General features: G+C 57.8%; 23 protein-coding genes and 1 pseudogene. 7 read left to right on the top strand and 17 right to left on the bottom strand.

Features of this window, described 5'->3' with window-relative positions; genetic code table 11:
* The 6 genes and pseudogenes from phnF to RYA97_RS26695 form a co-directional block, all read right to left on the bottom strand.
* Positions 1-735, bottom strand: coding sequence for a phosphonate metabolism transcriptional regulator PhnF (gene phnF, locus RYA97_RS26130; protein WP_002553871.1), 735 nt, complete (start codon positions 733-735; stop codon positions 1-3).
* Between the two features lie 36 nt (positions 736-771).
* Positions 772-1,560 carry a phosphonate ABC transporter, permease protein PhnE gene (gene phnE, locus RYA97_RS26125; protein ID WP_002553872.1) on the bottom strand — a complete coding sequence of 263 codons (789 nt, stop codon included), beginning with the start codon at positions 1,558-1,560 and terminating at the stop codon, positions 772-774.
* 28 nt (positions 1,561-1,588) lie between these two features.
* Positions 1,589-2,599: a phosphonate ABC transporter substrate-binding protein gene (phnD, locus tag RYA97_RS26120; RefSeq protein WP_004658078.1), complete on the bottom strand. Its 1,011-nt coding sequence runs from the start codon at positions 2,597-2,599 to the stop codon at positions 1,589-1,591.
* Between the two features lie 38 nt (positions 2,600-2,637).
* Complete coding sequence (gene phnC, locus RYA97_RS26115) at positions 2,638-3,471, bottom strand: phosphonate ABC transporter ATP-binding protein (protein ID WP_005744249.1); 834 nt, start codon at positions 3,469-3,471, stop codon at positions 2,638-2,640.
* Between the two features lie 257 nt (positions 3,472-3,728).
* Positions 3,729-4,493, bottom strand: a complete 765-nt coding sequence (locus tag RYA97_RS26700; protein ID WP_371321914.1) for a methyl-accepting chemotaxis protein — start codon at positions 4,491-4,493, stop codon at positions 3,729-3,731.
* 93 nt (positions 4,494-4,586) lie between these two features.
* Positions 4,587-5,618: pseudogene (locus RYA97_RS26695) on the bottom strand (cache domain-containing protein); the annotation flags it as partial.
* A 333-nt stretch (positions 5,619-5,951) separates the two neighbouring features.
* On the opposite strand from RYA97_RS26695, the gene RYA97_RS26105 reads away from it, so the two are divergent.
* From RYA97_RS26105 to RYA97_RS26095, 3 genes are all read left to right on the top strand, one after another.
* Complete coding sequence (locus RYA97_RS26105; RefSeq protein ID WP_005744253.1) at positions 5,952-6,779, top strand: HDOD domain-containing protein; 828 nt, start codon at positions 5,952-5,954, stop codon at positions 6,777-6,779.
* 159 nt (positions 6,780-6,938) lie between these two features.
* Complete coding sequence (locus tag RYA97_RS26100; RefSeq protein WP_005744254.1) at positions 6,939-8,912, top strand: DNA topoisomerase III; 1,974 nt, start codon at positions 6,939-6,941, stop codon at positions 8,910-8,912.
* A gap of 77 nt (positions 8,913-8,989) precedes the next feature.
* Positions 8,990-9,388: a RidA family protein gene (locus RYA97_RS26095; RefSeq protein WP_004658073.1), complete on the top strand. Its 399-nt coding sequence runs from the start codon at positions 8,990-8,992 to the stop codon at positions 9,386-9,388.
* A gap of 8 nt (positions 9,389-9,396) precedes the next feature.
* Here RYA97_RS26095 and RYA97_RS26090 read toward each other — a convergent pair whose 3' ends face one another.
* The 3 genes from RYA97_RS26090 to RYA97_RS26080 all read right to left on the bottom strand — a co-directional run bounded on the left by RYA97_RS26090 (position 9,397) and on the right by RYA97_RS26080 (position 13,389).
* Entirely contained in the window at positions 9,397-9,708 is a 312-nt protein-coding gene (locus RYA97_RS26090) for a DUF6482 family protein (RefSeq protein ID WP_029240937.1), read from the bottom strand.
* Positions 9,709-9,814: 106 nt separating this feature from the next.
* On the bottom strand, positions 9,815-11,611 hold the full coding sequence (locus RYA97_RS26085; protein WP_005744256.1) for a methyl-accepting chemotaxis protein: 1,797 nt from the start codon (positions 11,609-11,611) through the stop codon (positions 9,815-9,817).
* A 164-nt stretch (positions 11,612-11,775) separates the two neighbouring features.
* On the bottom strand, positions 11,776-13,389 hold the full coding sequence (locus tag RYA97_RS26080) for a methyl-accepting chemotaxis protein (RefSeq protein ID WP_005744258.1): 1,614 nt from the start codon (positions 13,387-13,389) through the stop codon (positions 11,776-11,778).
* Between the two features lie 210 nt (positions 13,390-13,599).
* Between RYA97_RS26080 and RYA97_RS26075 the strand changes: the two genes are divergently transcribed.
* Positions 13,600-14,544, top strand: coding sequence for a DNA/RNA non-specific endonuclease (locus RYA97_RS26075; protein WP_005744259.1), 945 nt, complete (start codon positions 13,600-13,602; stop codon positions 14,542-14,544).
* Between the two features lie 135 nt (positions 14,545-14,679).
* On the opposite strand, the gene RYA97_RS26070 is transcribed toward RYA97_RS26075, so the two are convergent.
* The 7 genes from RYA97_RS26070 to RYA97_RS26040 form a co-directional block, all read right to left on the bottom strand.
* A complete protein-coding gene (locus RYA97_RS26070) occupies positions 14,680-15,600 on the bottom strand; it encodes a substrate-binding domain-containing protein (RefSeq protein ID WP_005732958.1) in 921 nt (306 codons plus the stop codon).
* A 17-nt stretch (positions 15,601-15,617) separates the two neighbouring features.
* Complete coding sequence (locus RYA97_RS26065) at positions 15,618-17,603, bottom strand: methyl-accepting chemotaxis protein (protein ID WP_016981350.1); 1,986 nt, start codon at positions 17,601-17,603, stop codon at positions 15,618-15,620.
* 199 nt (positions 17,604-17,802) lie between these two features.
* The gene (locus RYA97_RS26060) at positions 17,803-18,639 is read right to left on the bottom strand and encodes a DUF1206 domain-containing protein (protein WP_005732959.1); all 837 of its coding nucleotides are present in this window, start codon (positions 18,637-18,639) and stop codon (positions 17,803-17,805) included.
* A 110-nt stretch (positions 18,640-18,749) separates the two neighbouring features.
* Positions 18,750-19,841: an SMP-30/gluconolactonase/LRE family protein gene (locus tag RYA97_RS26055; RefSeq protein ID WP_005779725.1), complete on the bottom strand. Its 1,092-nt coding sequence runs from the start codon at positions 19,839-19,841 to the stop codon at positions 18,750-18,752.
* Positions 19,842-19,963: 122 nt separating this feature from the next.
* Positions 19,964-20,233, bottom strand: coding sequence for a hypothetical protein (locus RYA97_RS26050; RefSeq protein ID WP_005744266.1), 270 nt, complete (start codon positions 20,231-20,233; stop codon positions 19,964-19,966).
* 25 nt (positions 20,234-20,258) lie between these two features.
* Positions 20,259-20,777 (bottom strand): DUF2778 domain-containing protein, encoded by a 519-nt coding sequence (locus RYA97_RS26045; RefSeq protein ID WP_005744267.1) that lies wholly within the window; start codon positions 20,775-20,777, stop codon positions 20,259-20,261.
* Positions 20,778-20,800: 23 nt separating this feature from the next.
* The gene (locus tag RYA97_RS26040) at positions 20,801-21,313 is read right to left on the bottom strand and encodes a type VI secretion system tube protein Hcp (RefSeq protein ID WP_316893348.1); all 513 of its coding nucleotides are present in this window, start codon (positions 21,311-21,313) and stop codon (positions 20,801-20,803) included.
* Between the two features lie 342 nt (positions 21,314-21,655).
* On the opposite strand from RYA97_RS26040, the gene RYA97_RS26035 reads away from it, so the two are divergent.
* From RYA97_RS26035 to RYA97_RS26025, 3 genes are all read left to right on the top strand, one after another.
* On the top strand, positions 21,656-22,027 hold the full coding sequence (locus RYA97_RS26035) for a hypothetical protein (RefSeq protein WP_016981345.1): 372 nt from the start codon (positions 21,656-21,658) through the stop codon (positions 22,025-22,027).
* Between the two features lies 1 nt (position 22,028).
* On the top strand, positions 22,029-22,211 hold the full coding sequence (locus tag RYA97_RS26030; RefSeq protein ID WP_004665593.1) for a DUF1289 domain-containing protein: 183 nt from the start codon (positions 22,029-22,031) through the stop codon (positions 22,209-22,211).
* 106 nt (positions 22,212-22,317) lie between these two features.
* Positions 22,318-23,571, top strand: coding sequence for an MFS transporter (locus tag RYA97_RS26025; RefSeq protein WP_005779730.1), 1,254 nt, complete (start codon positions 22,318-22,320; stop codon positions 23,569-23,571).
* Between the two features lie 6 nt (positions 23,572-23,577).
* On the opposite strand, the gene RYA97_RS26020 is transcribed toward RYA97_RS26025, so the two are convergent.
* Entirely contained in the window at positions 23,578-24,318 is a 741-nt protein-coding gene (locus RYA97_RS26020) for a carbon-nitrogen hydrolase family protein (protein ID WP_005779731.1), read from the bottom strand.
* Between the last annotated feature and the right edge of the window lie 147 nt (positions 24,319-24,465).

Raw genomic sequence — 24,465 nt, 5'->3', positions numbered from 1 at the left:
TCAGTCAGTCGTTGGGGTGACGGCGATCTGGTTGAACGCCACCTGATACTGGAAGCGGTCGCAGCGGCTGGCCGAGCGGGAAAGCTCCACCGGCCGCCCCGATCGGTCACACGAAACCGTCAACACCGTCAGCGCCGGCATGTGCCGGGGCATCAGCAGCAGCCCGGCCTCTTCACGGGACGGCAGGCGGGCTCCGATCAGGCTCTGCGCGCGGCTCAGCGGCAACTCGCGCTCAGCCAGATACTGGCGAACCGAGCCACCCTGATAGTCAGCCAGCACATCGCTGTAGCGGGCGCTGTAGCGATGGCAGATCAGGCTCACAGGCTGGCCATCCAGCTTGCGTAACGTCTGCATTTCGATCAGCGGCGCATGCTCGGCCAGCCCCAGATGCAGCGCATCTTCGTGACTGGCGAGGCATTCGCGGCGCAACAGCAGAATCGCTTCCACGCCGATGCCTTGTGCCGACAGCGACTGGCTGTAGGCGCTGTCGGCCTGCATCGGGTAGATCAACGGACGTTCCAGCACTTGCGTGCCCTTGCCTTGGCGTCGCAACACACTGCCCTCACGGACCAGTTCATCGACCGCTCGGCGGATCGTATGGCGGTTGACACAGAAGCGTTCGGCCAACTGAAACTCGGCAGGCAGATAATCGCCGGGCCGATACGAGACCAGCTCATCGCGCAGGGTTTCAGCCAGTTCGAGGTACATCGGCTCAGCTTGTCTAGACAACTGCATGATTAAAAAAAGTGTTCATTGAACACCCCTCTTCTGTCAGATGAATTGCTTGCGCAGGCGCTGCGACATGATGTCGATGACGCTTACCACAACGATGATCACCAGCAGCACGGCGCTGGTCTGGACGAACGCAAAGGCCCGGATATTCTCCCAGAGAATGACCCCGATGCCGCCTGCACCGACCATGCCCACTACGGTCGCCGAGCGCACATTGGATTCGAACCGGTATAAAGCATAGGAGATCCATAGCGGCATAACCTGAGGAATTACACCGTAGATGACTTCCTGTAAAGCACTGGCACCGGTCGCACGTACCCCTTCGACAGGACCAGGCTCTATTGCCTCGACGGCTTCGGCGAACAGCTTGGCGAGCACACCGGTGGTACTGATCCAGAGGGCCAGCACCCCGGCAAACGGCCCCAGCCCGACCGCGACCACAAACAACATCGCAAAAACCATCTCATTGATCGAGCGAAAGGCGTCCATGCAGCGCCGCAATGGCAGGTGAATCCACCACGGCGTGATGTTCTCGGCGCAAAGAACGCCCAGCGGTATCGAACAGACAATCGCCAGCGCCGTACCCCACAGGGCAATCTGGATGGTCACCAGCATTTCCTTGAGGTAGCTGCGCCACTCACGGAAGTCCGGCGGGAAGAAATCGGCGGCGAAGGTCGCCATGTTCGACGAGTCTCGAACCAGCGTCATCGGGTTCATTTCCGCGCCCTGCCAGGCCCAGGCCAGTGCCGCAAGCAACAGCCCCCAACCCAGGTAACGAGACCAGTTGGGCTTGCCCGCAGCCTGGGCATAGGCAACTTGAGTGGTCATGGCGAACTCCTGATAGTGATCGATTGGCTCAACCTGCAGAGCTGTCTGCCGTTTTCTGGTTCAGCTCGGTGATGCGCTCCTGCAACTTGTTCAGGCTGGCGTCGATGTCCTTGAGGCGGGTCGCTTTCTCCTGAGCATCCAGCGTGGTGCTGGCGGCCACCTCAGTACGCTGTTTGAACAGCTCAAGCTGGCGAATAGGCAACAACTGGTCGTCGCTGGACTTGAGGAACTTGCCCATCTGCATGTTCTTCAGGACGGTTTTCTCTTCAGCGGTATTGCCATAATCGGCGAAGAAATCACGGATCTTCGCCTTGTTTTCGTCCGACAGAGCTTTGCTCCAGACAATCGGGTCGGCTGGAATCAGCGGCGACTTCCAGATCACCTTCAATTGCTCGACCTTGTCCGGTTGAGTCACGGCCAGGCGGTCCCAGCTTTCGGTATTGAAGGTCGCGACATCCAGCTGACCTTTGGCAACACTCAGGGCATTGACCTCATGGCTGGAGTTCAAGGTGCGCTTGAAGGCGGTGGAGGCATCCACGTGGTTTTTGGCAAATACGTAATAGCCAGGCACCAGATAACCCGACGTGGAGTTCGGGTCACCGTTGCCGAAGGTCAGACTCTTGGCGTTCTTGAGCATGTCTTCGACGGAGTTGATCGGGCTGTCCTTGCGCACGATCAACAGGCTCCAGTAGCCCGCATCGCCGTTGGCGGCAGACGTCTGGGCAAAGATCTCGCCATTGGAGCGGTCTACCGCTTCCATCGCGGCCTTGTTGCCCAGCCAGGCCACATCGACCTTGTTGAAGCGCATGCCCTGAATCAGACCGGCGTAGTCCGAAGCAAAGGTGGCATTGACCTTCAGACCGGTTTTGCGGCTCATGTCATCGAGAAACGGCTGCCAGATACTTTTCAGGTTCTGCGATGACTCGGTGGACATGATGCCGAAATTGATGGCTTTTTCTTCTGCAGCCTGGACCGTGCCCAACGCGCAGGCGGTCAGCAAGGCGGCAGAGGCGAGAAGACGACCGATACGCTTGAACATGCAGGCTCTCCTGATAAATAGGGTGATGTTGAAAAGCTTCAGACTTTGGCCAGTTCCAGACGCGGCTTCTGCCGAACGCGACGGCTTCGTTCGGTGATCATCAGGCTCGCGTCCGCGTCTGCACCGTAGAGGTCATTGAGGAACTGTTTGCTGAGATCCTGCGCCAGGCCATCAAAATGGATCCGCCCGCCCTTGAGGGCCACGGCACGCGGGCAATAGCGCACCGCGTAATCCACCTGATGCAGGGTGACGACGACGGTCTTGCCATCGCTGCGATTGATGTCGGCAAGAATTTCCATGACCCTGCGGGCCGATTCGGGGTCCAGCGAGGCAATCGGTTCGTCGGCAAGGATCACTTCGGCGCGCTGTGTCAAGGCACGAGCAATCGCCACTCGTTGCTGCTGGCCGCCAGACAGGGTCGAAGCCCGCTGGGTGGCAAGATCTGCCAGCCCTACCCTGTCCAGCGCGGCCATCGCACGCTGTTTTTCCTCGCGATTGAACAGCGCCAGACTGCCGCGCCAGCGCGGCATGCGTCCCAGACAACCGAGCAAAACGTTGTCGAGCACACTGAGGCGATTGACCAGATTGAATTGCTGGAAGATATAGCCGATATCGGCGCGCAGACGTCGCACCTGACCGTTGAGACGACCGGACGACTGAACCTCGCGCCCCAGCACCTGAACCTGACCGCCATTGCTGCGATCACAGTACGCCAGGCCGGCAAGATGGCGCAGCAAGGTTGATTTGCCAGAGCCGGAAGCGCCAATCAGCGCAACCATCTCACCCGGTTGTATAGACAATGCAAGGTCAACCAGCGCACTTTTGTGCGAGAAGGTCTTGTTCAGGCCCTGTACATGAATGGCATCGTTCATGAGGCTTCTCGGTCTGCGCACGACCCGGGACAGGTCGTATTCGGTTGTCAACCAAACTGAACCTGTGTTGTTGCAGCCTCATGAACCGTGAGTGACTAGCTGATAACAGTTTGTCGCAGAAGGTGTTGCAGCGTCACGAAATGCATTACCACGCGGAGCGTGGTAACGATCATCATCGTGGTTTGAGCCCTATTTACAGGCCCATCGTAACCTGTACATCACGATGAGCCCTCCGCTTGGTACAGACAGCTGCCGGATCAGATCCGGAAGCTGCCGACCAGTTGCTGCAAGCGGGCAGCCTGCTCTTCCAGCGAGTTGCAGGCGTCCAGGGTCTGGCGCAGGTTGTCGACACCCAGCTGGTTGAGGGTGTTGATATGAGTGATGTCGACATTGATCGACTCCACCACCGAGGTCTGCTCCTCCGTTGCTGCGGCCACCGACTGGTTCATGCCGTTGATCTCTTCGATACGGCGGGTCACGCTGCCCAGGCGCTCGCCAGCGAGGTTGGCGATGCCTACGCTGTCCTCGCTCTGACGCTGGCTTTCAGTCATGTTGACCACTGCCTCACGAGCGCCGACCTGCAGCTCTTCAATCATCTTCTGCACTTGTTGCGCCGAATCCTGAGTGCGGTGCGCAAGGTTACGCACCTCGTCAGCCACCACGGCAAACCCGCGCCCGGCTTCACCGGCACGCGCCGCCTCGATGGCCGCGTTGAGCGCCAGCAGGTTGGTCTGCTGGGAAATGCTGGTGATCACTTCGAGAATCTGCCCGATGTTGGCGGTCTTGCCATTCAGGCTTTCGATGTTCACGCACGACTCGCTGATCTTGCCGGACAGCTCGTTCATGGCCTTGATGGTCTGCTGCACAACGTTCTGGCCGTCGCTGGCCAGGCCGCTCGCATCGCTCGACTGCTGCGAGGTGCGCGCAGCATTCTGGGCGATTTCCTGGGCAGCGGCACCCAATTCGTTGATCGCCGCTGCCACGCTTTCAGTGCGGTTGGCCTGCTGGTCGGAGTTGTCCATCGACGCGTTGGAGACCTTGACCACTTGTGTGGCCACCGCCCCCAGTTGCGCGGCAGTCGAGGCCACTTCGCGGATCGAGGTATGGATACGTTCGACAAAATGGTTGAACGATTGCGCCAGGGCACCGAATTCGTCCTGCGATGTGATGGCCAGACGCTTGGTCAAATCGCCCTCGCCATCGGCGATATCACGCATCGCGCGGCCCATCTGATGCAAGGGTTGCATCAACACCCGGATCAACAGGCCCAGCAGCAGGATGATCACCATCACCACAACCACCATCGCAGTGATGGCCGAGGTACGGAACTCGGTCAACATGGCGTAGGCGGAATCCTGCTCCAGTACCAGTGCCACGTACCAGTTGGCCGTCGAGACACCTTGAACGGGCGTGAAGGAAATGATCTCCGGCTTTTTACCGGAGTCGATTTCACTCACCCCGGCAGCAATTTTCGGAGTGTTGGTCGGGTAGGCTTCACTGATGTTCTTGAGCACCAGTTTGCTGTCCGGGTGCACCAGAATCTTGCCGTCGGCACTGACCAGAAACGCATAACCATGGCCATCAAAGTTCAGCGAGTTGATGATCTTGGTGACGTTGTCCAGAGCGATATCAGCACCGGCCACGCCCACGAACTGATTCTGAAACTTGACCGGTGTGGCCATGGTCATGACCAGCTTGCCGGAAGATGCCGCGATGTAGGGTTCGGTCACAATGGTGCCGGGCGCATTCTGTGCCGCCTTGTACCAGCCACGTGCACGCGGATCGTAGTCAGCGGGGCGATTGGCCGACGGCACCGAGAACATCACGCCATCGGTGCTGCCAAAGTAACTCAACTGAAAACTTTCGCTGTAGGCAGGCAGGCCAATGGCGCGCTGCAACTGTGGCAGCTCCTTGCCATCCGCGGCGACTTGCTGCGACATCGATTGCAGCAATTGCATGCGGCTTTCCAGCCAGGTCTGGATGTTCTGCGTGGTGAGCGTACCCAGTTGTTGCAACTCGGACCTGACGCTGGATTTGAGCGACTGACGTTGTCGATAGTCATTGATGACAATGAACACACTGAACGCGACAACCACAATCAATGCGGCGGCGAGAAGAATTTTCTTGCTGAAACCCAGACTTTTCATAGCGGTTACTTCCACGGCAAAAACCAATAAGGACGATCTCTGAATCGCCAATCAAACTTCCAACTGTGCCGTCCTTTTCACGTAACAACCTACAGGCCGTTCAGCAACCGGAGTCGATACACCAGCACCTGCCATGTCGATCATCAGGCAGGTTCAGGTACCGAAACCTTACAGAGACGCTTGTATCGCCATATCGGCCGCGATGGACGAGTCCTTGATTATTTTTTTCAAAGCGTGCTGAGACCTGTCTCCCACAATCGACGGTGAAACGTGCAGAGCCGGAAAAACTGGCTATGGTGAACTCATCCCCGCCGTGCAGAGGATGGTCTTGCCATGCTGAGTATCGAAAAACTTTTTGACGATTTGCACAGTCTCCCGAGCATCCCCAAAGTGGCTCAGGACCTGATGCTGCAATTTGACAACCCTTCCTCGAACCTGGAAAGCATTGCCCGAAACATCGAGAAAGACCCGGTGATTGCTGCCAAGGTGCTGCGCCTTGCCAACTCGGCGCGGTTTCGCGGCTCGCGAGAATCCTCCAGTATCGAAGACGCGGCCATGCGCCTGGGTTTCAACACCCTGCGCACCCTGGTAATGGCCTCGGCAGTGACCGGCGCGTTCAAAGCCGGGCCGAGTTTTGACCTCAAAGGGTTCTGGCTCAAAAGCTTTCAGGTGGCAGGGATCTGCCGAATGCTGGCGAAACAGACGGGTGTCGACCCAGAAATCGCCTTTACCTGCGGGGTCATGCATAACATCGGCGAACTGCTGATCCAGACCGGCGCCCCCGACGTTGCAGAGCGCTTGAACAACGCAGCCAAGGCCGGTACACCGGGGCGTGCAGCCAACGAAACCCTGCAACTGGGTTTCAGCTACCCGGAAGTAGGCGCAGAGCTGGCCAGTCGCTGGCATCTGCCAGAGCTGATCAAACAGGCTATCGCCTATCAGGCAACACCGCTGAAGGCTCCGGCCGACGCACCGCTGCCAAAGATCGTCGCTCAGGCCATCACCATCTCTGATGCACTGGAAGCCCACGGCGGCGCAACTGCGCAAGCGCAGCAGGCCTGCGGCGGGCCATTGATGGAAGGAGTCGATCTGGACGCACTGTTTGCCGGGCTGCCAGCGGTGCTTGAAGCCGACAAGGCGTTCTCCGACCTGTTGAGCTGAGCCGGCACACTCTCCGCGGCTGCAAGAGCGGTCATGGCGTGAGTGCTTCACCCCATGGCCCTCCTCACTTATCTGTATATCCATACAGATAAAACTTGCCCGTAGCGTATTCAACGTTCATCCTTGCAGCCCTTGCACCGGTAATCGACGACGGTAGTCATGCGGCTGTTTCTTTGCGAAAAACCCTCCCAGGCCAAAGACATTGCGGCTGCGCTCGGCGCGACCCGGCGTGGCGACGGCTGCTGGGTGGGCGCCAATGCCACTGTGACCTGGTGCATCGGCCACTTGCTGGAAACCGCCCCGCCCGACGCCTACGATGCGCGTTACAAACGCTGGGTGCTGGAAGACCTGCCCATCATTCCGGAAAAGTGGAAGATGCTCGTCAAGCCGAGAACTGCCAGCCAGTTCAAGGCAGTCAAGCGATTGCTGGGCGAAGCTCAAGAGCTGGTGATAGCCACCGATGCCGACCGCGAAGGCGAGATGATCGCCCGCGAACTGGTCGAACACTGTCGCTATCGCGGGCCGATTCAGCGTTTGTGGCTGTCGGCACTCGATGACGCCTCCATCCGCAAGGCGCTGGCAGCGCTCAAACCCGGTGCCGATACGTTCAGCCTGTATCACTCGGCACTGGGTCGATCCCGTGCCGACTGGCTGATCGGCATGAACATGAGCCGCCTGTTCACCCTGCTGGGTCGCCAGTCGGGTTATCAGGGCGTATTGCCAGTCGGGCGGGTACAAACCCCGACCCTGCGGCTGGTGGTGGACCGTGATCGCAGCATCGCCAACTTCGTACCGGCACCCTACTGGGCCATTGACGTCAGGCTGTTGCACGACAATCAGGCTTTTATCGCCCAATGGCGCGCACCGTCCGACGCCTGCGACGATCAGGACCGCTGCCTGAATCAGCCGCTGGCGCAACAGGCTGCCGAAGCGATGCGCAGTGCGGCCAGCGCACGGCTGGTCAAGCTGCGCACCGAGCGGATTCGCGAAGTTGCCCCGCTGCCTTTCGATCTGGGCACCCTGCAGGAAATCTGCTCGAAAAAGCTCGGGCTTGGGGCGCAGGAAACCCTTGATATAGCTCAGTCGCTGTATGAAACACACAAGGTCATCACGTACCCGCGCAGCGATTGCGGTTACCTGCCGAACAGTCAGCATGGCGAAGCCGCGGGTATCATCGCAGCGCTGTGCAAGGCAGACCCGACGCTGGCCAGCCTGTCGCCACACCTTGACCCGCAACGCCGATCGCGGGCCTGGAATGACGGCAAAGTGACTGCCCACCACGGCATCATTCCCACTGCTGCCGTGCGCGGCGTCGAGCGTCTGACCGGCAAGCCGCGAGCGGTGTACACCCTGATCAGGGCGCGCTATCTGGCGCAGTTCCTGCCCAACCACGAATACGACCGTACCCAGGCCGACTTCGACTGCGCAGGCCATGCGCTGCGGGCGGTCGGCAAACAAATTGTCGAGCCAGGCTGGAAACGTGCCATGCCCGAGGCACTGGCACCGGCCAAGGGTCGCGAAGCGCCTGCGCCGCAGCCGTTGCCGGCATTGTTCCAGGGCTGCGAGTGCGCCGTCGCTGAGGTCATCCTCAAGGACCTCTGGACCCAACCGCCCAAACCTTTTACCGAAGGCGATCTGATCAAGGCCATGAAAAACGTCGCCAAACTGGTGGAAGACCCGCTGCTCAAGCAAAAGCTCAAGGACACAACCGGCATCGGTACCGAAGCCACCCGCGCCGGCATCATTCAGGGCCTGCTGGACCGTGGCTATCTGACCAAACAGGGCAAGGCACTCTGCGCAGCGCCCGCAGCATTCAGCCTGATCGACGCCGTCCCCCGCGCCATCGCCGACCCAGGCACTACAGCGATCTGGGAACAGGCACTCGACATGGTACAGAGCGGCGAAATGAGCCTTGAAGAGTTCGTCGCCAAACAGGCAGCGTGGATGAGCAAACAGGTCAGCCGCTGCGTCGGCATGCGCATGAGCATCAGCGGCCCGGCCAGCCCGGCAGGCGTTGCGCCGCCCTGGAAGAAAAAACGCAAGACCGCGAAGCGCAGCACTGCTACGTCCTCTGCTGCAACGGGCACTGCGGCGAAAAAACCGCGACGTACAGCCAGACCGGCGGCCAGATGACTGGCTCATATACAACCCGATCAGCCATCGCATAGTCGGGTGTTACACACTCAAGCGTTACAAACAGGTGTTACAACATGTCAGACCGAGAGATCATCGTTCCGCCCACCATGCAGCCGATTATGGACCGAGCAGGCTATGCACCCGCAGTCAGAGTCGGCGACACTCTTTACTGCGCCGGTCAGGTGGGGCGCACACGGGAAATGGAAGTCATCCTCAACCCCGAAGCGCAGTTCATCGCCTGCTGGGAAAACCTGCGCACGGTACTGGCTGAGGGCGGCTGCACGTTCGACGATATAGTCGACATGACGACTTATCACGTAGCCATGAGCGAGCACATGGCGGTGTTTCGTGACGTGAAAAACCGTATATTTCCGCGGGGCCAATGTGCATGGACCTGCATCGGCGTTGCCGAGCTGGCGCATCCCGGGCTGCTGCTGGAAATCAAGTGCATCGCGGTCAGGCGCAGCGCCTGACATCGCGATCAGTGGCTTGAGCGCAACGGGATCTCCTGGCGTGATGACTCTGCCTGAGCGCTGCCCAGACCGACCATTTCGTCGTGAGCCACAGCCTGGGTCAGGAACAGCTTTACATCAGATACCGAAGAAAGCACCTTGCGCGCCTCTTCCACCGAGGCAACGTGCAAGGTTTTGCCAGTCGAGTCTTCCACCGGTACAGACTTGCCGTCCAGTTGTGCATGGAGCACATAGGAACCGCCCTCGATGGAGATCAGATCGAGTTCACGAACCTTTTTATCCTTCGCATGTTTTGTCAGATCTTGAATGTTCAAAGTCACACCTCCGGTGGCGTTCTGAAAATCAGCGCCTTGTAGAAGTGGAGCTTTTACCGGCGCGAACGTTCAGTCGTGTTGCATGCCTTATCGACGCAACAGTAACGCTGCCTCACTTGCCCAGCAACAGCGCCGCGTCGAAGCCCATCCGCAAGTTGCCCCAATGACGCCCTTCAAAAAAGAACGGCACATCGATTTCGGTCATGATCTCGCCGGTATCACGCAGGTAGGTCTGCAATAGAAAACGCTGCTGGTTGCCCGCAGCACGCAAGCCTATCGGGTCGGAGAACATGCGCTTGTTGCGGCACACCGGCAAGTCGACGGCACGGTCGCCGGTTGGTTTCAGTGACACCCAGCTGTTGTTGACCGGGCAGTAACCTTTGTTATCCACGATAAAGGTGACCTTGCCGCCCCGGGTGCCCTTGGTGAGTTTGTCGCACTCTTCCTGACAGACTTGTGCGAAGCGTTCTGTGTAACCGGTCATGTACTGCTTGGGGTCGGTGCCAGGAATCAGCTTGTAGCTCTGATCGAACAGATTGACGCCTTGTTTGTGCAGCTCGGCCAGCCGCACCTGCAGGATGTCCCGGCACTGACTCGCGCGGGTAATGGCAGCGTCCAGTTCGCCATGCCCCAGCACGAAACGCCCCAGCAAGGCCTGAACCTTCTCGGCTACACCGGACAGGTCACGGGTGGCGGTAGCAGAGTGCTGCATACGCTGGTCGATAGCCTGGCTGTCGGAGTAAATTCGCGTCACCCGTTCGTTGATGCCTGTGTTGGTGGTTGCGAACTGCTGGATATGCGCAGCGATGTCGGCCAACTTGTCATTGGTGGACTCGAAATCACCGATCATGCTCTCGAAATGGCCGGATGCGCGCTCTACGACCTGTTGCGTTTCGCGGGCGCTGTGGCTGATCTGAATGGTCTGTTCGTGGGTGGAGCTGACCTCCTGAAGCATCGCGTCGATGTTCCGGGAGATATCGTCAGTGGCTTTACTGACGTTCTGCGCCAGGGTGCGCACCTCATCCGCCACCACAGCAAACCCTCGACCGCTTTCACCGGCCCGCGCCGCTTCGATGGCCGCATTGAGCGCGAGCAGGTTGGTCTGCGAGGATATCTGCTGTATGAGCCCGACAATCGACTTGATGCTTGAAGAACGCTCATTCAAGCCGGATACCAGCCCACCGAATTCATTGAGACTGCTGGATATCTGGCTAATGTTTCCAGTCACCTCCAGCAATTCGGCATAAGAGTCACGCGCCATGCTCAGGTTCTGCGCAGTGGTCGTGGAAATGCCCTGCGTCTGCTGCGAGACGTCCTCAATGCTGCCCACCGCCATATTGCTCTGGTCCATCACCTCTCTGGCGAAACGCGCCTGATCGGTCGCGCTGTCGCTGGAATCACTGATGTTTTTCAGCGAGCGTGCCGATTCGACTGCGATCTGCACCGTCAGCGCCTGAATACTGCTGATAACCTCGCGCTGCTTGGCCAGAAAACGATTGCAGGTACTGGCCAGCACTCGAATTTCGTCATGGGTCAATAATGGCAAGTCACGGGACAGGTCGCCCTCGCCGTTGGCGATTTCTTCGAGTGCGTGAGTCATGAACATCACTGGACGCACAATCAAATGGCGGAAGTACCAGACCATGAAACTGACCATGACCAGCGTAAACAGGGTGCTCAGCAGGATTGCGTTGCTGAGGACATCCAGTTGGCCCTGAATTTTGCCCAATTCGGCCGCATCCAGTTGCGTGCCGTGGAGTTGCAGCATGATGTCAGAGCGGATGTTCAGAGCCACCCAGTACAGCAGCGCGCTGAACAGGACCAGCAGAAAAAGGCTCGAGAGCTTTTTGGTCAGTGTGTCGAAAAACTGCTTTTCGACTGACTCGTATAAGGCCTTTAACGTCTGCATGTCGCTGCTCCTGGGGTGAAAAATGATTCATCCACGAAAATTAACGCTTGTCGGTGCCGAAGATTCAATGGCTGAACCGGCCGATACAGGCCTGTGATGCCCCTGCGCGACTCGACCGGGGGTCGAATGCGCCGGAGAGTACTGCACGCTGAGGCTATTTGATATCAAAGACGGAAACGATCCACCGATTGCGAAAGCTGTCCGGCCATTGCCGAAAGTTCGTCGGTAGTGCTGGCGGTCTGCCCGATGACCCGGCTATTGCCCTCGGACATACTGGCAATCATCTCCACCTGGTGAGCGATTTCGTTACTGGCCAGGCTCTGTTCACCAATGGTGCGAGTGATGTCGTTGACCAGCTGTGTGGTGCTCAACGTGGCCTCCAGTATCTCGCTGATCGAGCGTTGCACTTCGGCGGTGACGGCCATGCCCTTGTCGACCTGGGCAACGCCTGCTTCCATGCTGGTCACCGCCTCGCGGGTACTTTGCTGAATACGAGCGACCATCGCGGTGATTTCCTGGGTCGAGGTGCTGGTGCGCCCCGCCAGATTGCGAACTTCGTCGGCAACTACGGCAAAACCTCGACCCTGCTCGCCAGCGCGTGCAGCTTCAATGGCTGCGTTAAGCGCCAGCAGGTTGGTCTGATCGGCAATGCCCTTGATCACCTGAATAATATTGAAAATTCCTTCCGAGTCCTTGTCCAGCGTACGGATAACCTGCGCCGACAGCTGCGCCGAGCGGGCAATGCTGTCCATGTCACTGACCACCTGATGAATAACCCGGCCACCATTTTTCGCCAGTGTTTCAGCCTGATTTGCCATCTCCAGTGCGTGGCCGGCATGCCGGGTGATTTCTTCGATGCTCGCCGTCATCTCGCTGGTCGCTGCCGACATGGTGCCCGCTGCCGAGCTCTGCTGCCGACTGCTGTCGGCCACTTCATGGCAGCCACTGCTGAGCTGGCGGCTCATACCGCTGACGCCATGCGCGTTGCTGCGCACCACTTCGATCATCCCGCGCAGGTCGCGCTGCATGACCGCCAGACTGCGAATCAGCATGCTGGCCTCATCACGGCCACGGGGCTCGGCGATTGGTTCACTGAGATTGCCGTGAGCAATGCTGTCGGCAATGCGGCTGGCAGAGGCAAGAGGAATCATGATGCTGCGGGTTACCCAGCGGCCCTGAACCAGAAGCAGCAGGATACTGGCCACCAGCACCACAACCAGAGCGATGTTGGCGCTGCGGATTGCCTGACGGGCACCTTCGCCGCTTGCCTTGAAGTTCTCCTCGATCAGGTCGCTGAGACTGGACATCTGCTCTTCCAGTTGCGTGAAGGCGCTGGTGAACGTGCCCAGTTCCTGTTGCGCTCGTTCCGGATTAACCAGAGCCAGACCGACAATACGCTCGCCACTGGCAATATAGGTATCGAGGCTGGGCTTGATCCTGTTCAGCTCCGCCTTGATCGCTTCGGTGATGGGAAGTTTGAGGTTATCGTTCAGCACAGCGCGAAAATGTGCAGCATGCTCATCAAGGGATTTCTGCACCTCTTCACGCGTGCTGTTGCTTTTGCCCAGGCCGACCAGCATTGCCGACAGCACATCGGCACGCAGCGCATCGTGCATCATGTCGGCTTCCAGATGATTGCTGAGCGCGGTCATGCTGACCTCGCTGTCGATCATCGCCGTCTCCGTGCGCGTATTGCCCACATAGTTGACCAGACTGATGATCAGAACCGTCAGCACGCTGGTGCCAATCAACAACAATAGACGTAGCTTTATCGACATCCTGATGTCCCCTGCGATCAGTGAAATAACATGAACTGCGGAGTGCTCTTATTCAGAGCTTATCGACGCCTGTTACCCGTAACTTGAACCCGTTTACAGTTTTTTACTGTATGAGTGCCCGCGAACGATCGATTACCCGGCCTGACGTCGACCTGTAACGCGGCTATGGTGAACTGTAATGAACTCACGCCCACCGCAGGAGCCAACCAAGTGTCTGACAAAAAACCCGCTATCGATCTCACCTACCGACCACGCCTCGCCGACCTCAAGCCACTGCTCCCTTCGGCCGAATTGCTTGCACCGCAACCTCTTGCATCGCCACGCACCACACCGGCGAGCGAATTGCAGAAACGTAAGGGGTATGTCGAGAATTTTCTCGGTGACTTCGTCGTGCCATGGCCCTCGACCGACGCGGAGCTGGCACCGGATGTCTATCCGCTGGACAACGCTGGAAATCGCCTCGATTACACCCACTTTTCAATCACCATGTCCCGCAGTCGGCGTCTTGCTCTGTATGTCGGTGTCAATATCGACGGTGCCAGCAGCGTCGAGGTCAAGCGTGGCAAGGATTCGTGGTCTTTTGATGGCAGGCTGCCTGCCGAGGCGCAGATCGGCGAAAGCCTGTACGCCGACAATCTGCTGGATCGCGGTCATCTGGTCAGGCGTCAGGACCCTAATTGGGGCAAGGAAGCCGAAACGGCCAACAGCGATACCTTTCACTTCACCAACTGCTCACCGCAGATGGCCGCCTTCAATCAGAAGACATGGCTGGAACTTGAGGACTACATCCTTGAGAACACGCGACGCTGGAAATCCCGGGTAACCGTTTTCAGCGGGCCGGTGCTGCGCGAAGACGACCGCAGCTACCGCAACGTCAAGATCCCTTCGGCATTCTGGAAGGTCGTGGCGTTTCTTGGCGACGACGGCAAACCTTCGGCCAGTGCCTACATGATCGACCAGAGCAGCGAGCTGGGTAAGCTGGAGATCGTATTCGGTCCACTCAGAACCTGGCAGCGCAGCGTCCTGCAGATCGAAAAACTCACTGGCATCAGCTTCGGCGACCTGGCCAGCTACGATGGTTTCTCCAACGAAGAGCGCCTGACCGGCACACGCATCGAAGCACAGATTCGCGGGCCGCAGGATATCCGGTTATAGCGCGTTATAGACAAGCCCTGAGATACCGTAGAGTGGGCTTGTGCCCGGAAAGCGTCGAGCTTCCGGGCTAATTGAAACAACGCTGAGCGCTCCGCGTGCGGTTCACTGGAAAGACAGTCAGTCCACACCGCGGCCCTATTCGAACTGCTGGCGATTCTCCGGGGTGATGAGTTTGAAGGGTACCCAAATGACCGGAGATGCCAGTGTTTCGCCACGCGCCATGCTCAGCGCGGCATCTACTGCGCCGTTGGCCTGGCCGACCGCATCCTGAAACACGCTGACGGCCATCTTGCCCTCGGCCATCAGCTTCAAGCCGTCCGGGGTGCCGTCGATGCCGCCCACCAGATAATCCCTGGCATTCTTTCCGGCCTTCTCCAGCCCCATGATCGCACCGATCGCCATTTCGTCGTTGTTAGCCGCGACGATAGAGAAGTCCACACCCTGCTTGACCCAGTCAATCACGATTGTCGCGGCCTGGCTGCGCTCCCAGTTGCCGATTTTCTTCTGCACGACCTTCATGTTCGGGTACTTGGCGACCACCTTTTCCACGTCCTCGGTGCGCATGACCGACGACTTGTTACTCGGATCACCCACCAGAATCACCACGTTACCCTTGTAACCGGCACGACGGGCCAGCTCTTCCATTTGCAAAGTGCCGGACTCCAGTTCGTCAGAGCCGACAAATGCCGTCAGCGCAGGCCACTTGGCAGGTTCCGGATTGCGGTTGACGAATACCAGCGGAACCTTGGCTTCGTTGGCCAGACGCATCATTTCCGCTGCACTTTTGCCGTTCACCATAGCAACAACGATGGCGTCGACTTTCGAATTGACCAGGTTGCGGAATTGACGCATCTGCAACTCCACGTCGTCCTGGCCGTTCTCCATGAAGATGTCGGCATCCAGCAGCGCCACCTGCTTTTCCACGCCGTGGCGCAGAATGGTCTGAAAATTGTCGTTGTACTTGGCCATACCCACGCCGATCAATGGCGTGGCCGCCTGTGCCAGGCCCGCGACCAGCAGGCTTGCACTCAGGGAAATCGATAACCACTGTTTCATGTTCTGACTCCCGGGCATCAAACGCTGAAATGATGGAGCAGCTCGCGCTGATCCCTGGCCATTTTCGACAGGTCCTGACTGCTGCTCGCAGACTGTTCGGCACCGTCGGCGGCCTGCTGGGCAGAATCGTTGATGTGCGTGACCATGCGACTGGTTTCCTGCACCGTTGCGCTTTGCTGCTCGGTGGCAGCTGCGATCTGGATATTCATGTCGCGAATCGTGTCCACCGCCTCACCCATTTCCACCAGCAACTGGTCGGCACCGGAAGCCAGCGTCACGCAATGATTGGACTGGATCTGGCTTTCGTTCATCACCTGCACAGCCGAGTGGATCTTGCTCTGCATCTGGCCGATCATTTCCTGAATCTCGCTGGTCGAGGTCTGGGTGCGACTGGCCAGCGAGCGTACTTCATCGGCCACCACCGCAAAGCCCCTGCCCTGCTCGCCAGCGCGTGCCGCTTCGATGGCCGCGTTGAGCGCCAGCAGGTTGGTCTGCTCGGCAATGGTACGAATGGCATCGACAATACCGTCAATGTTTTGCCCGTACTTCTGCAACTCGTCGGTGACCGCAGACGCCTTGTTGACCTGTTCAGCCTGCTGACGAATGTTGACGATGGTTTCAGCCACGCGCTTCTGCACCTTGTCGGTCAGTTCGCTGGTGCTGTCCACCGCTCCACGCGTGTCCTGAGCACGACGGGCCACTTCTTCCACGGTGCTTTCCATTTCATTCATGGCCGACGCGGCAGAATTGAGACGGTCTTTCTGCTCGTCGACCACGCGGGTAGTCTGCTCACTGATCTGGGCGTTCTGACTGGCAGTCAACGCCAGGGTGTCGGCAGAGCCGATCAACTGCCGAAACGTCTGTTGCAACGACTGGGTGAACTCATTGAGGTAACCGCCCAGCTCGCCGAACTCGTCGCGACGGCTGACATCGAAACGCACCCGCATGTCGCCGCTGGTGAGGGTCTTGAGCACCTCGCGAAACGCCGCCAATGGACGCCGAAGGCTGAACGCGACCCAGGTACCGATGACTGCCGCTGCAACTACCGCCAGCAGGCAAGCGATCAACAGCAGGCTGAGGCTGGTGGCGATGGTCGAATCCGCACCCGCCTTGGCCTCGTTGGCCACCGCCAGTGACTGATTACCGAACTCGCCGATCTTGTCCAGTGTTGCCTGAAGCCGGGTTTCCGCCGCCTGGCGCTGTTTACCAACCTGCTCGGCGAGCGCCGCCTCCTGCCTGTAGGCCTGATAAACGCCGTCACTGCCGGTGAGGTCGTTGAGCAGGCGGTTGACCATCACACCAGCGATACGACCGCCGCGTGGATCTACTGCCTTGAGTTCGCGCGCCCGAGTACTGATTACCTCATCCTGCAGGTTGAGCACACGCTGCAAGGTCTGGATATCCGGCGTCGCCGCGTGGGCAGCCAGCCCCTCGTAGGATTTGCCGACTTCCAGCAACAGCTTTTCACCTGCGGCCACGTTATCCGCAGCCCCTGCACTGCGCTCGCGGGCAATGTAATCACGAAGATAACCGGTCAGTTGGGCGCCCTGGCTGCTGCTGTAGCCCTGCAATACCCGGCTCTGGAGTGACCGCAAAACGTGCTGTCGATGGCTGGCAATCAGGGTCTGCGCCTGTTCGGCATAAGCCGCGCTCAACTGACGCTGCTGATTCAGGTTGTCGCGCAGTTCAGCGCGGTCGCCGATGTAGGCAGGCGTGCTGTCCAGCAACTGATTGAACCGGGCCATGCTGTCGTTAAAGGGCTGCTTGCCATCGTCAATCTGCTTGGGGTCAGTGCTGACCAGAATCCCGAGCAGTGCCTGATTGGCGCGCAACACATGTACATAAAGCTCGCTCGCCGCCCTGCTCAAGGGTGCCGACTGCCCGGTAATGATGCTGATCCGGTCGCTTATGGAATGGGTGCTTTGGTAGCTGATACCTGCCATGGCGAGCAGCAGCACAACCAGCACGGCAAACCCACCGATCACTCGCTGAAGAATGGTCATGGCTATCCTCTTTTATTTTTATTGCGCCGAATCTGATCCGGGCCTGCGTAGAGAACGTCAGTCCGGAAAATGATCGGAGCTCAAGAGAGAATGTCGGCCGGGCGGAAGGCGACTTGAGGCATGGTTCACATTATCTTTATCGAAAAAAGGGCCGCCTGACCTGAAAGATCACGCAGCCCTCTGACTACCCCAATGGAGATCAGCGGAAATGACGCGCTACCGCCTCCGGTGCATCAGGCACATCCATGTTGATCCTGCGCCATGCGGCCTGGGCGAAGCTGTACACCGAAAACGCGATCAGACCCAGCGCCACGATCAGTAGCACCAGACCACCGGCAGGCAGATCCTGCAAACCGTTGAGCGCATCCTTCATGCCCGGCGGGTGCATGGCCTGATAGCTGGAACCGCTTACGGCCAGCAACACTGCAATTTCGATAAACGCCACGCCGCGGGCGATCAGCCCGAAGCGCGACACTGGACGCACATATTTCATGACGTCTTCATCAGCCTCGAAATACTTCTCGAAAGACGCCTTGTAGCCCTTGATGATATGCACAATGCCCAGCGCCAGTGGCACCAGTGCCACGACGTAGACCAGCAGGTTGGAGTGATCCCAGGACAGAAGCGTTGCCAGCAGGTCCTTGGCCTGACCACCACCCGATGAGCCACCGGAGCTCTTGAGCCCGCTTACCAGCAGGCCCAGCGCGAAAAACGCCAATGCCCCATAAGTAAAGCCGCCCACCAGAAGACCGCCACGAATCACCAGCCCCTTGAGTTCGCGGCCATGATGGTCCACATCACGCGTGGCCTGCAGCACACGCCATGCGGCGAACGCCAGTAGACCGACAATTACCACCCCGACCAGCACGCTGCCGAACGGCTGGCTCAACAGGGCTTCAAGACTGCTGTGGCTGTCGGCAGGCTGTGAAGATCCCTGCGCCGCCAGTACCGCGAACAAACCAATAATCAGATAAACAACACCACGGGCGGCATAACCGCCTCGTGCAAGTAGAACAAGGCCGCGTTGCGCCGACATAAATAACTATCCCTGAGAGTAATTACAGGAACAGACCCGGCATGTTCACAGGGGTTCGACCCGATTGACGGCGTGCGCACATTGCACGCCGTCAATGGGCTCATGACCCTTCAGGCAAACGTGGCGCCTCGCGTATTCACGAACACCGAGTAAAGTGAATGGCTGCTGGCCATGAACAGCCGATTGCCCTCTCGCCCGCCAAAGCAGACATTGGCGCAGCGTTCGGGCAGGCTGATGTGGCCGATGGCCTTGCCTTGGGGGTTGAACACTCGCACGCCGTCGAGTTTCTCCATATCCGCCTTCGGATCACCGTTACCTCCCCAGCCGCACCACAAGTTGCCGCTTTCGTCGCATTTGATGCCGTCGATGGCCGCGTAGTCCAGACCTTCGATGTGTTTACGCCGCTCGCCCAGCGTGCCATCTTCGTTGACCGCTATCGCCCAGATGAGGCCGTGGGGTTTGGCGCGCCCTTCGACCACATACAAGGTTTTCTCGTCCGGCGAGAAGCACAAACCATTTGGACCTGCCAGATCATCGATAACCCTGGAGACCTTGCCGTTCGACGGGTCTATGCGATAGACGCCGAAGGGTTGCTCCTGCTTGACCTTTTGACCTTCATAGTTGCTTTCGGCCTGGAAGGTAGGATCTGTGAACCAGATAGACCCATCGCGTTTGCAGGCGATGTCGTTGGGCGAATTGAAAGGCTTGCCCTCGAAACTGTCGGCCAGCACGGTAATACGACCGTTGTATTCGGTACGCGTCACCCGCCGTCCTTCGGTGGTGGTGCTCGACCCCTCACAGACCAGCAGCCTGCCCTGGCGATCGCGGCACATGCCATTGGAAAAGTTCGAATGCTCGCGGTACACCGACAGCTGACCCGTTACCTCGTCCCAGCGCATGATCCTATTGTTGGCGATATCGCTGACCAGCAAGTAGCGACCGTCTCCAATCCACACCGGCCCTTCGGCCCAGCGCATGCCGCTGGCCAGCTTCTCGACGCTGGCATTGAATATTCGTATTTGGGTAAAGCTGTCATCCAGAACACTGACCAATGGGTCGGGGTAGCGCTGGGTCAACGGCTGAGCGCTGGAAAGACGCGGCAATGCGCCAATGGCGGCGACCGTGGCCGAAACAGCCAGTGATTGTTTCAGGAAGCCTCTACGGCTTTGGTCTGCGGTGGTGGTTAGGGGTGAGAAATCCATGGTGCGTCTCCTTGTTGTTATTTTTGGAACGGCGCCCGCCTTGCAGCCGCAAGGCATCCTACAAGATATCTTCAGTCACGACAGGGCTCTGGTAAACCTCCAATTCCCATGCCCTGCGTTTATCACCTTACTGATCTGAATCGACAAAGAGTTTTAGCCGCACCCCGTACAATAAATGTTGACGGCACCAACATCACCAATACCATTATGACAAGAAGCATGAACTCTCCATTTTCTCCGCCGATTATACCCAAAGCACTTGCAGCCGAAACATGCATATCGAGGCCTGTTTCAGTTTGAAGCAGCCAGCCCATCAGGCCTAGCGCGACAAGCCATTTAGTGAGCAGCGCAGCCAACACTAAAATTAGCGTGCTCTTTGTGATGAGCTTCATTATTTTTTTCATTGAGATATCTTCACTATTCGCTAAAAGCAGACACATCTATTACGCCATAGTACTTCAGATTCGTCCCCGGAAGAATTTCGCCATGCTGACTGCGAAGAAAATTTTTAAGCTCATCGAATCCAATCTGAGAGTTAAGAGTGATACAGCCTTGGCTTATACCACGCGGCCCAACGGGATGAAGCCTAAACGCGCCTCGTCTTATGTTATCAATGGTTGTCTGATCATCAACCTCTCCATCATCTCTGTAAAGACCAAACCACTCCCCCCTATCTGTACCAGCTAAAAAGTCCTGTATAGGCTCTTTAATCCAACCAAGACTACCCCCACTTTGCCGATCAACAATAAAATATCGACCAACTGGAATTGCACCCTTTCCCTCCACAGACTGATACTTCGGACTGTTGACAAAAAGGACGCCCATACCCGAGAAAGCTTCATAGGTAGCTTGCCCGCAACGCAAATTGCTTACAGGCTCACCATTTAAAGAAAAACTGCAGTATGCGATATTAGGATTATTGGTATTTCCAGACATGCGACGCCCGTCCCTTGCCAAAATTAAGCGTAAACCTTATTTTTTATACCATCCCATCCGCCAACAACTTGCCCGCCACCTTGACCGTCGGAGCGCTTTTGCTGAGTATAAAGCATTTTTATTCGCCCATAATTAAGGCGTATAGTTTCGGTTGGAAAACCATTCTCTACCGAACCATTACCATTGAGAGATACCGACGAAAGTATAACCTCTTCAAGTTTAATCTCTAGGTATTTTATTTTTTCCGACCCCGCACGATTTACAGCAATAGTAACCTCTTTAAAATGCTTTCCACTACAGCAGGCCTCATGAAGCTTAGGTGTAGACTTATCCACAGCCTTACGAAAGAAAAAATCGCTCATACTGGCTCGACCACTGCTTGCACCGCCGGCACTTGTTGCAGTCGCTGACGCTGACGCTGACGCTGACTGGCTGGCACCAACATCGAAATCAGAAAGTTCGATCCAATCTTTAAATACCGCATCAAGAGATTCGCCCGGAATACCCTCAATCTGCATATAAGTGTCAAGCGCCATAGTAAAAACCCCTATCAAAACGAAGAAAACCCTTTACTAACTGAGTCTTGTGATTTTGAAAGCCACTGATTAACCGCGTCAGAATCGTAAGCATTCATGCATCAAGTAAAAGACTACATGAGCATACTCGCCAAAACCATCATCTTTATCTGAAGATGATGAAGGAATGATCGTCAAAAAAAGTTTAAATACAAACATCGATTTTTTTGCGTGCCGCATTCGAACTGGTTAAGTTACCTGTCAGCACGGTATCCAAAAAAATCATGATTGCTCGGTACTGCGAAGCTGCCGACAATTCAGGTATCGTACGCAGCTATCCCTTTTACTGCCCGAGCACACCAGATGCCCTCAAGCAAACGCGAGCAGGCCCGCACTGAGCGCCAGCTTGTTACAGCGCTGACGCATGCCTGTGAAACGGCCAAAACGGAAATGCCCGGTTTCTGCTGGCTGACTCACGAAGTTGATTACGCAGCCTTCCCTGCCAGCTTGCAGGTGGTATGGGTGTTCGACACGCTGGCCGACAAGAACGCTGCGCTGGCGCGCGGGCTGGTGGAGCGGATGATCGGTCTGACGGTTGAGGCACTTGACGATGCACAGGTTAGCCTGTCGAATGCAGCTGCTCATGTGCATGTCGACTGCGAAGAGCAGTGCCTGCGCGAGAACGGTGGCGACTGGCAGCAGCGTATCAAGCGCAAATACGCCAGGCGGAGTTGATATGGCAAAAGACATTGAAAACCCGTGCATTTCCGTGTGCCAGCTCAGCGGCGATCTGTGCGTGAGCTGCGGGCGTACCAAGGACGATATCCGCAAGTGGAAACGCATGAAACGTCCGGAAAAGATGGCCGCCGTGCAACGTGCCACACAGCGAATGAAAAGCCTGCAGAAAAAGAACGTGTGAAACCGAAAATTTCATCTTCGGTGCGGAAACTTCTTTAAAACGGCCCCGGTCAGTATTACCCGTGACTCGGCTACCTGGAGTCTGACGAATTACGGGAAATCCGCTCTTGGCCAGTCATGCAGATCGCCGCAACACCCTTTCACTGGATAGCCTGAATTTCTTCCTCGCCGATGTGCGTGACGGCCTGGGGCCTTACCTGGCGATCTATCTATTGGCCGTGCATAAATGGGACCCGGCCAGCATAGGCGTGGTGATGACCATCGCAGGTATCGCCGGGCTGCTGACCCAAACCCCTGCTGGCGCGCTTATCGACCGGACGCCTTACAAGCGCGCCATGATTGGTGTGGCGGCGCTGCTGGTGACCCTGAGCTGCCTGATTCTGCCTTTCACTTCGTCCTTCTCGGTCGTCGCCCTGACCCAGGCGCTGAGCAGCATCGCGTCCTCGGTGTTCGCACCGGCCATCGCGGCCATCTCTCTGGGCATAACCGGGCCGAAAGCCTTTACCCGCCGTACCGGACGCAATGAAACATTCAACCATGCCGGTAATGCCTGCGCAGCCCTGTTAGCGGGCGGCTTTGCCTACCTCTTCGGGCCTATTGCGGTGTTCTATCTGATGGCAGCGATGGCCCTGGCGAGTGTTGTCGCGATCAGCTTCGTTTCTGCCGATGCCATTGACCACGACGTCGCCCGGGGTTTTGATGCGAACCACGACTCTCACGGTGCTCAGCCTTCCGGACTTGCTACGTTGCTGAGCAACAAGCCGCTGCTGCTGTTCGGCATCTGTTGCGCACTGTTCCATCTGGCCAACGCGGCCATGTTGCCACTGGTCAGTCAGAAGCTTTCGCAAATCAATATGCAGATGGCGACACCGCTGACCTCGGCGTGCATCGTCGCAGCCCAGCTGGTCATGGTGCCAGCCGCGCTGCTGGTGGGGATGAAAGCGGATGACTGGGGACGCAAGCCGCTGCTGCTGGCAGGCTTTCTGATTCTGCCGATTCGTGGTGTGCTTTACACCCTGTCAGACGACCCCTACTGGCTGGTGGCGGTGCAGATGCTCGACGGCATTGGTGCCGGCCTGTTCGGCGCGCTGTTTCCATTGATGGTCAAGGACCTCACTCAAGGCAGCGGACGTTTCAATGTAAGCCTCGGGGCACTGTCCACTCTGTTCGGACTGGGCGCGGCGCTGAGCAACGGCCTGGCCGGTTTCGTGGTACATGCAGCAGGCTACAGCGCTGCGTTTCTGACCCTCGCGGGTGTGGCGGCGGCGGCGTTTTGCCTGTTGCTGGTGGCCGTACCGGAGACACTTTCACGTTCGAATAATGAACCTGACCTCAAACCTGACCACGCGGTGAGCACGTAAATCTGTTTACGCCACCCGAACCTGCCAGCCTTCGCGCTGGCAGGTCACGATGACCAGCCCGCTTCCTGCGCCCTGCATCCCGCCTATCCAGCGCCCTGCCCCGTCCCATAGGCCGCTGCGGCCTGCTGACTCCCAGCCGCCAGTCGGTGCTCCGTGATTGGCCACCAGCACCGGCAGGTTATGACGTCGGGCATGCCCCGCGAGCAGCTCTGCATCCTGCGCATAGCCACCCGGCGAAATCAGCACGCTCGCTGCATACACCCAGGCGCCACCTGCTGCCATACGCTGCACATGCGCAGGCTGCGTGAAGTCGGCACACACGCATAGGCCGATCTGTTGCTGATCAATGGGCAGATAGCAGTCTTTGTCTCCAGCACTGAACACCTTGTCCTCACCGGGATGCAGGTATTGCTTGGCATAGGTAGTGACGTCGCCGTCAGCGGTGAAGGTCAGCGCACCAATCAGGATGCTGTCATTTGCTCCTTTGAGCGGTACGCCAATGGTGGTCACCAGGCGCAGCTTCATGGCCAACGCCTTAATCGGCTCAAGACGGGCGTCGTCCGCATGCAACGCCAGCGCTCGGGCCAGATCGGGTTCGTAGCCTGTCAATGAGAGCTCGGGAAACAGCAGGTAACTGGCCCCAAGATCAGCGGCGCGCTGCATGAACGCGAGGTGCCCGGCGAGGTTCTGTTCGATATCGCCCCTTGCAGAGCAGAACTGAGCAACAGCGAGTATCGGAAACTTCATGGACTCTCCTGAGAACACAGTGGTGACAAGTCGGACATTATCTAACACGCGCTGCCCGGTTCACACCTGGTTACATTTTCAACCACGACCAATGTTGTACGACGTCTTATCTTAGCTGGCAGTGAATGACATCTCATTACAATAAAA

Source organism: Pseudomonas syringae group sp. 26L6 (assembly GCF_032587815.1).
GTDB classification, from domain to species: Bacteria; Pseudomonadota; Gammaproteobacteria; order Pseudomonadales; family Pseudomonadaceae; genus Aquipseudomonas; species Aquipseudomonas amygdali.
Note: the sequence above shows the minus strand (reverse complement) of the source record. Positions and strands in the feature narration are given on the sequence as shown.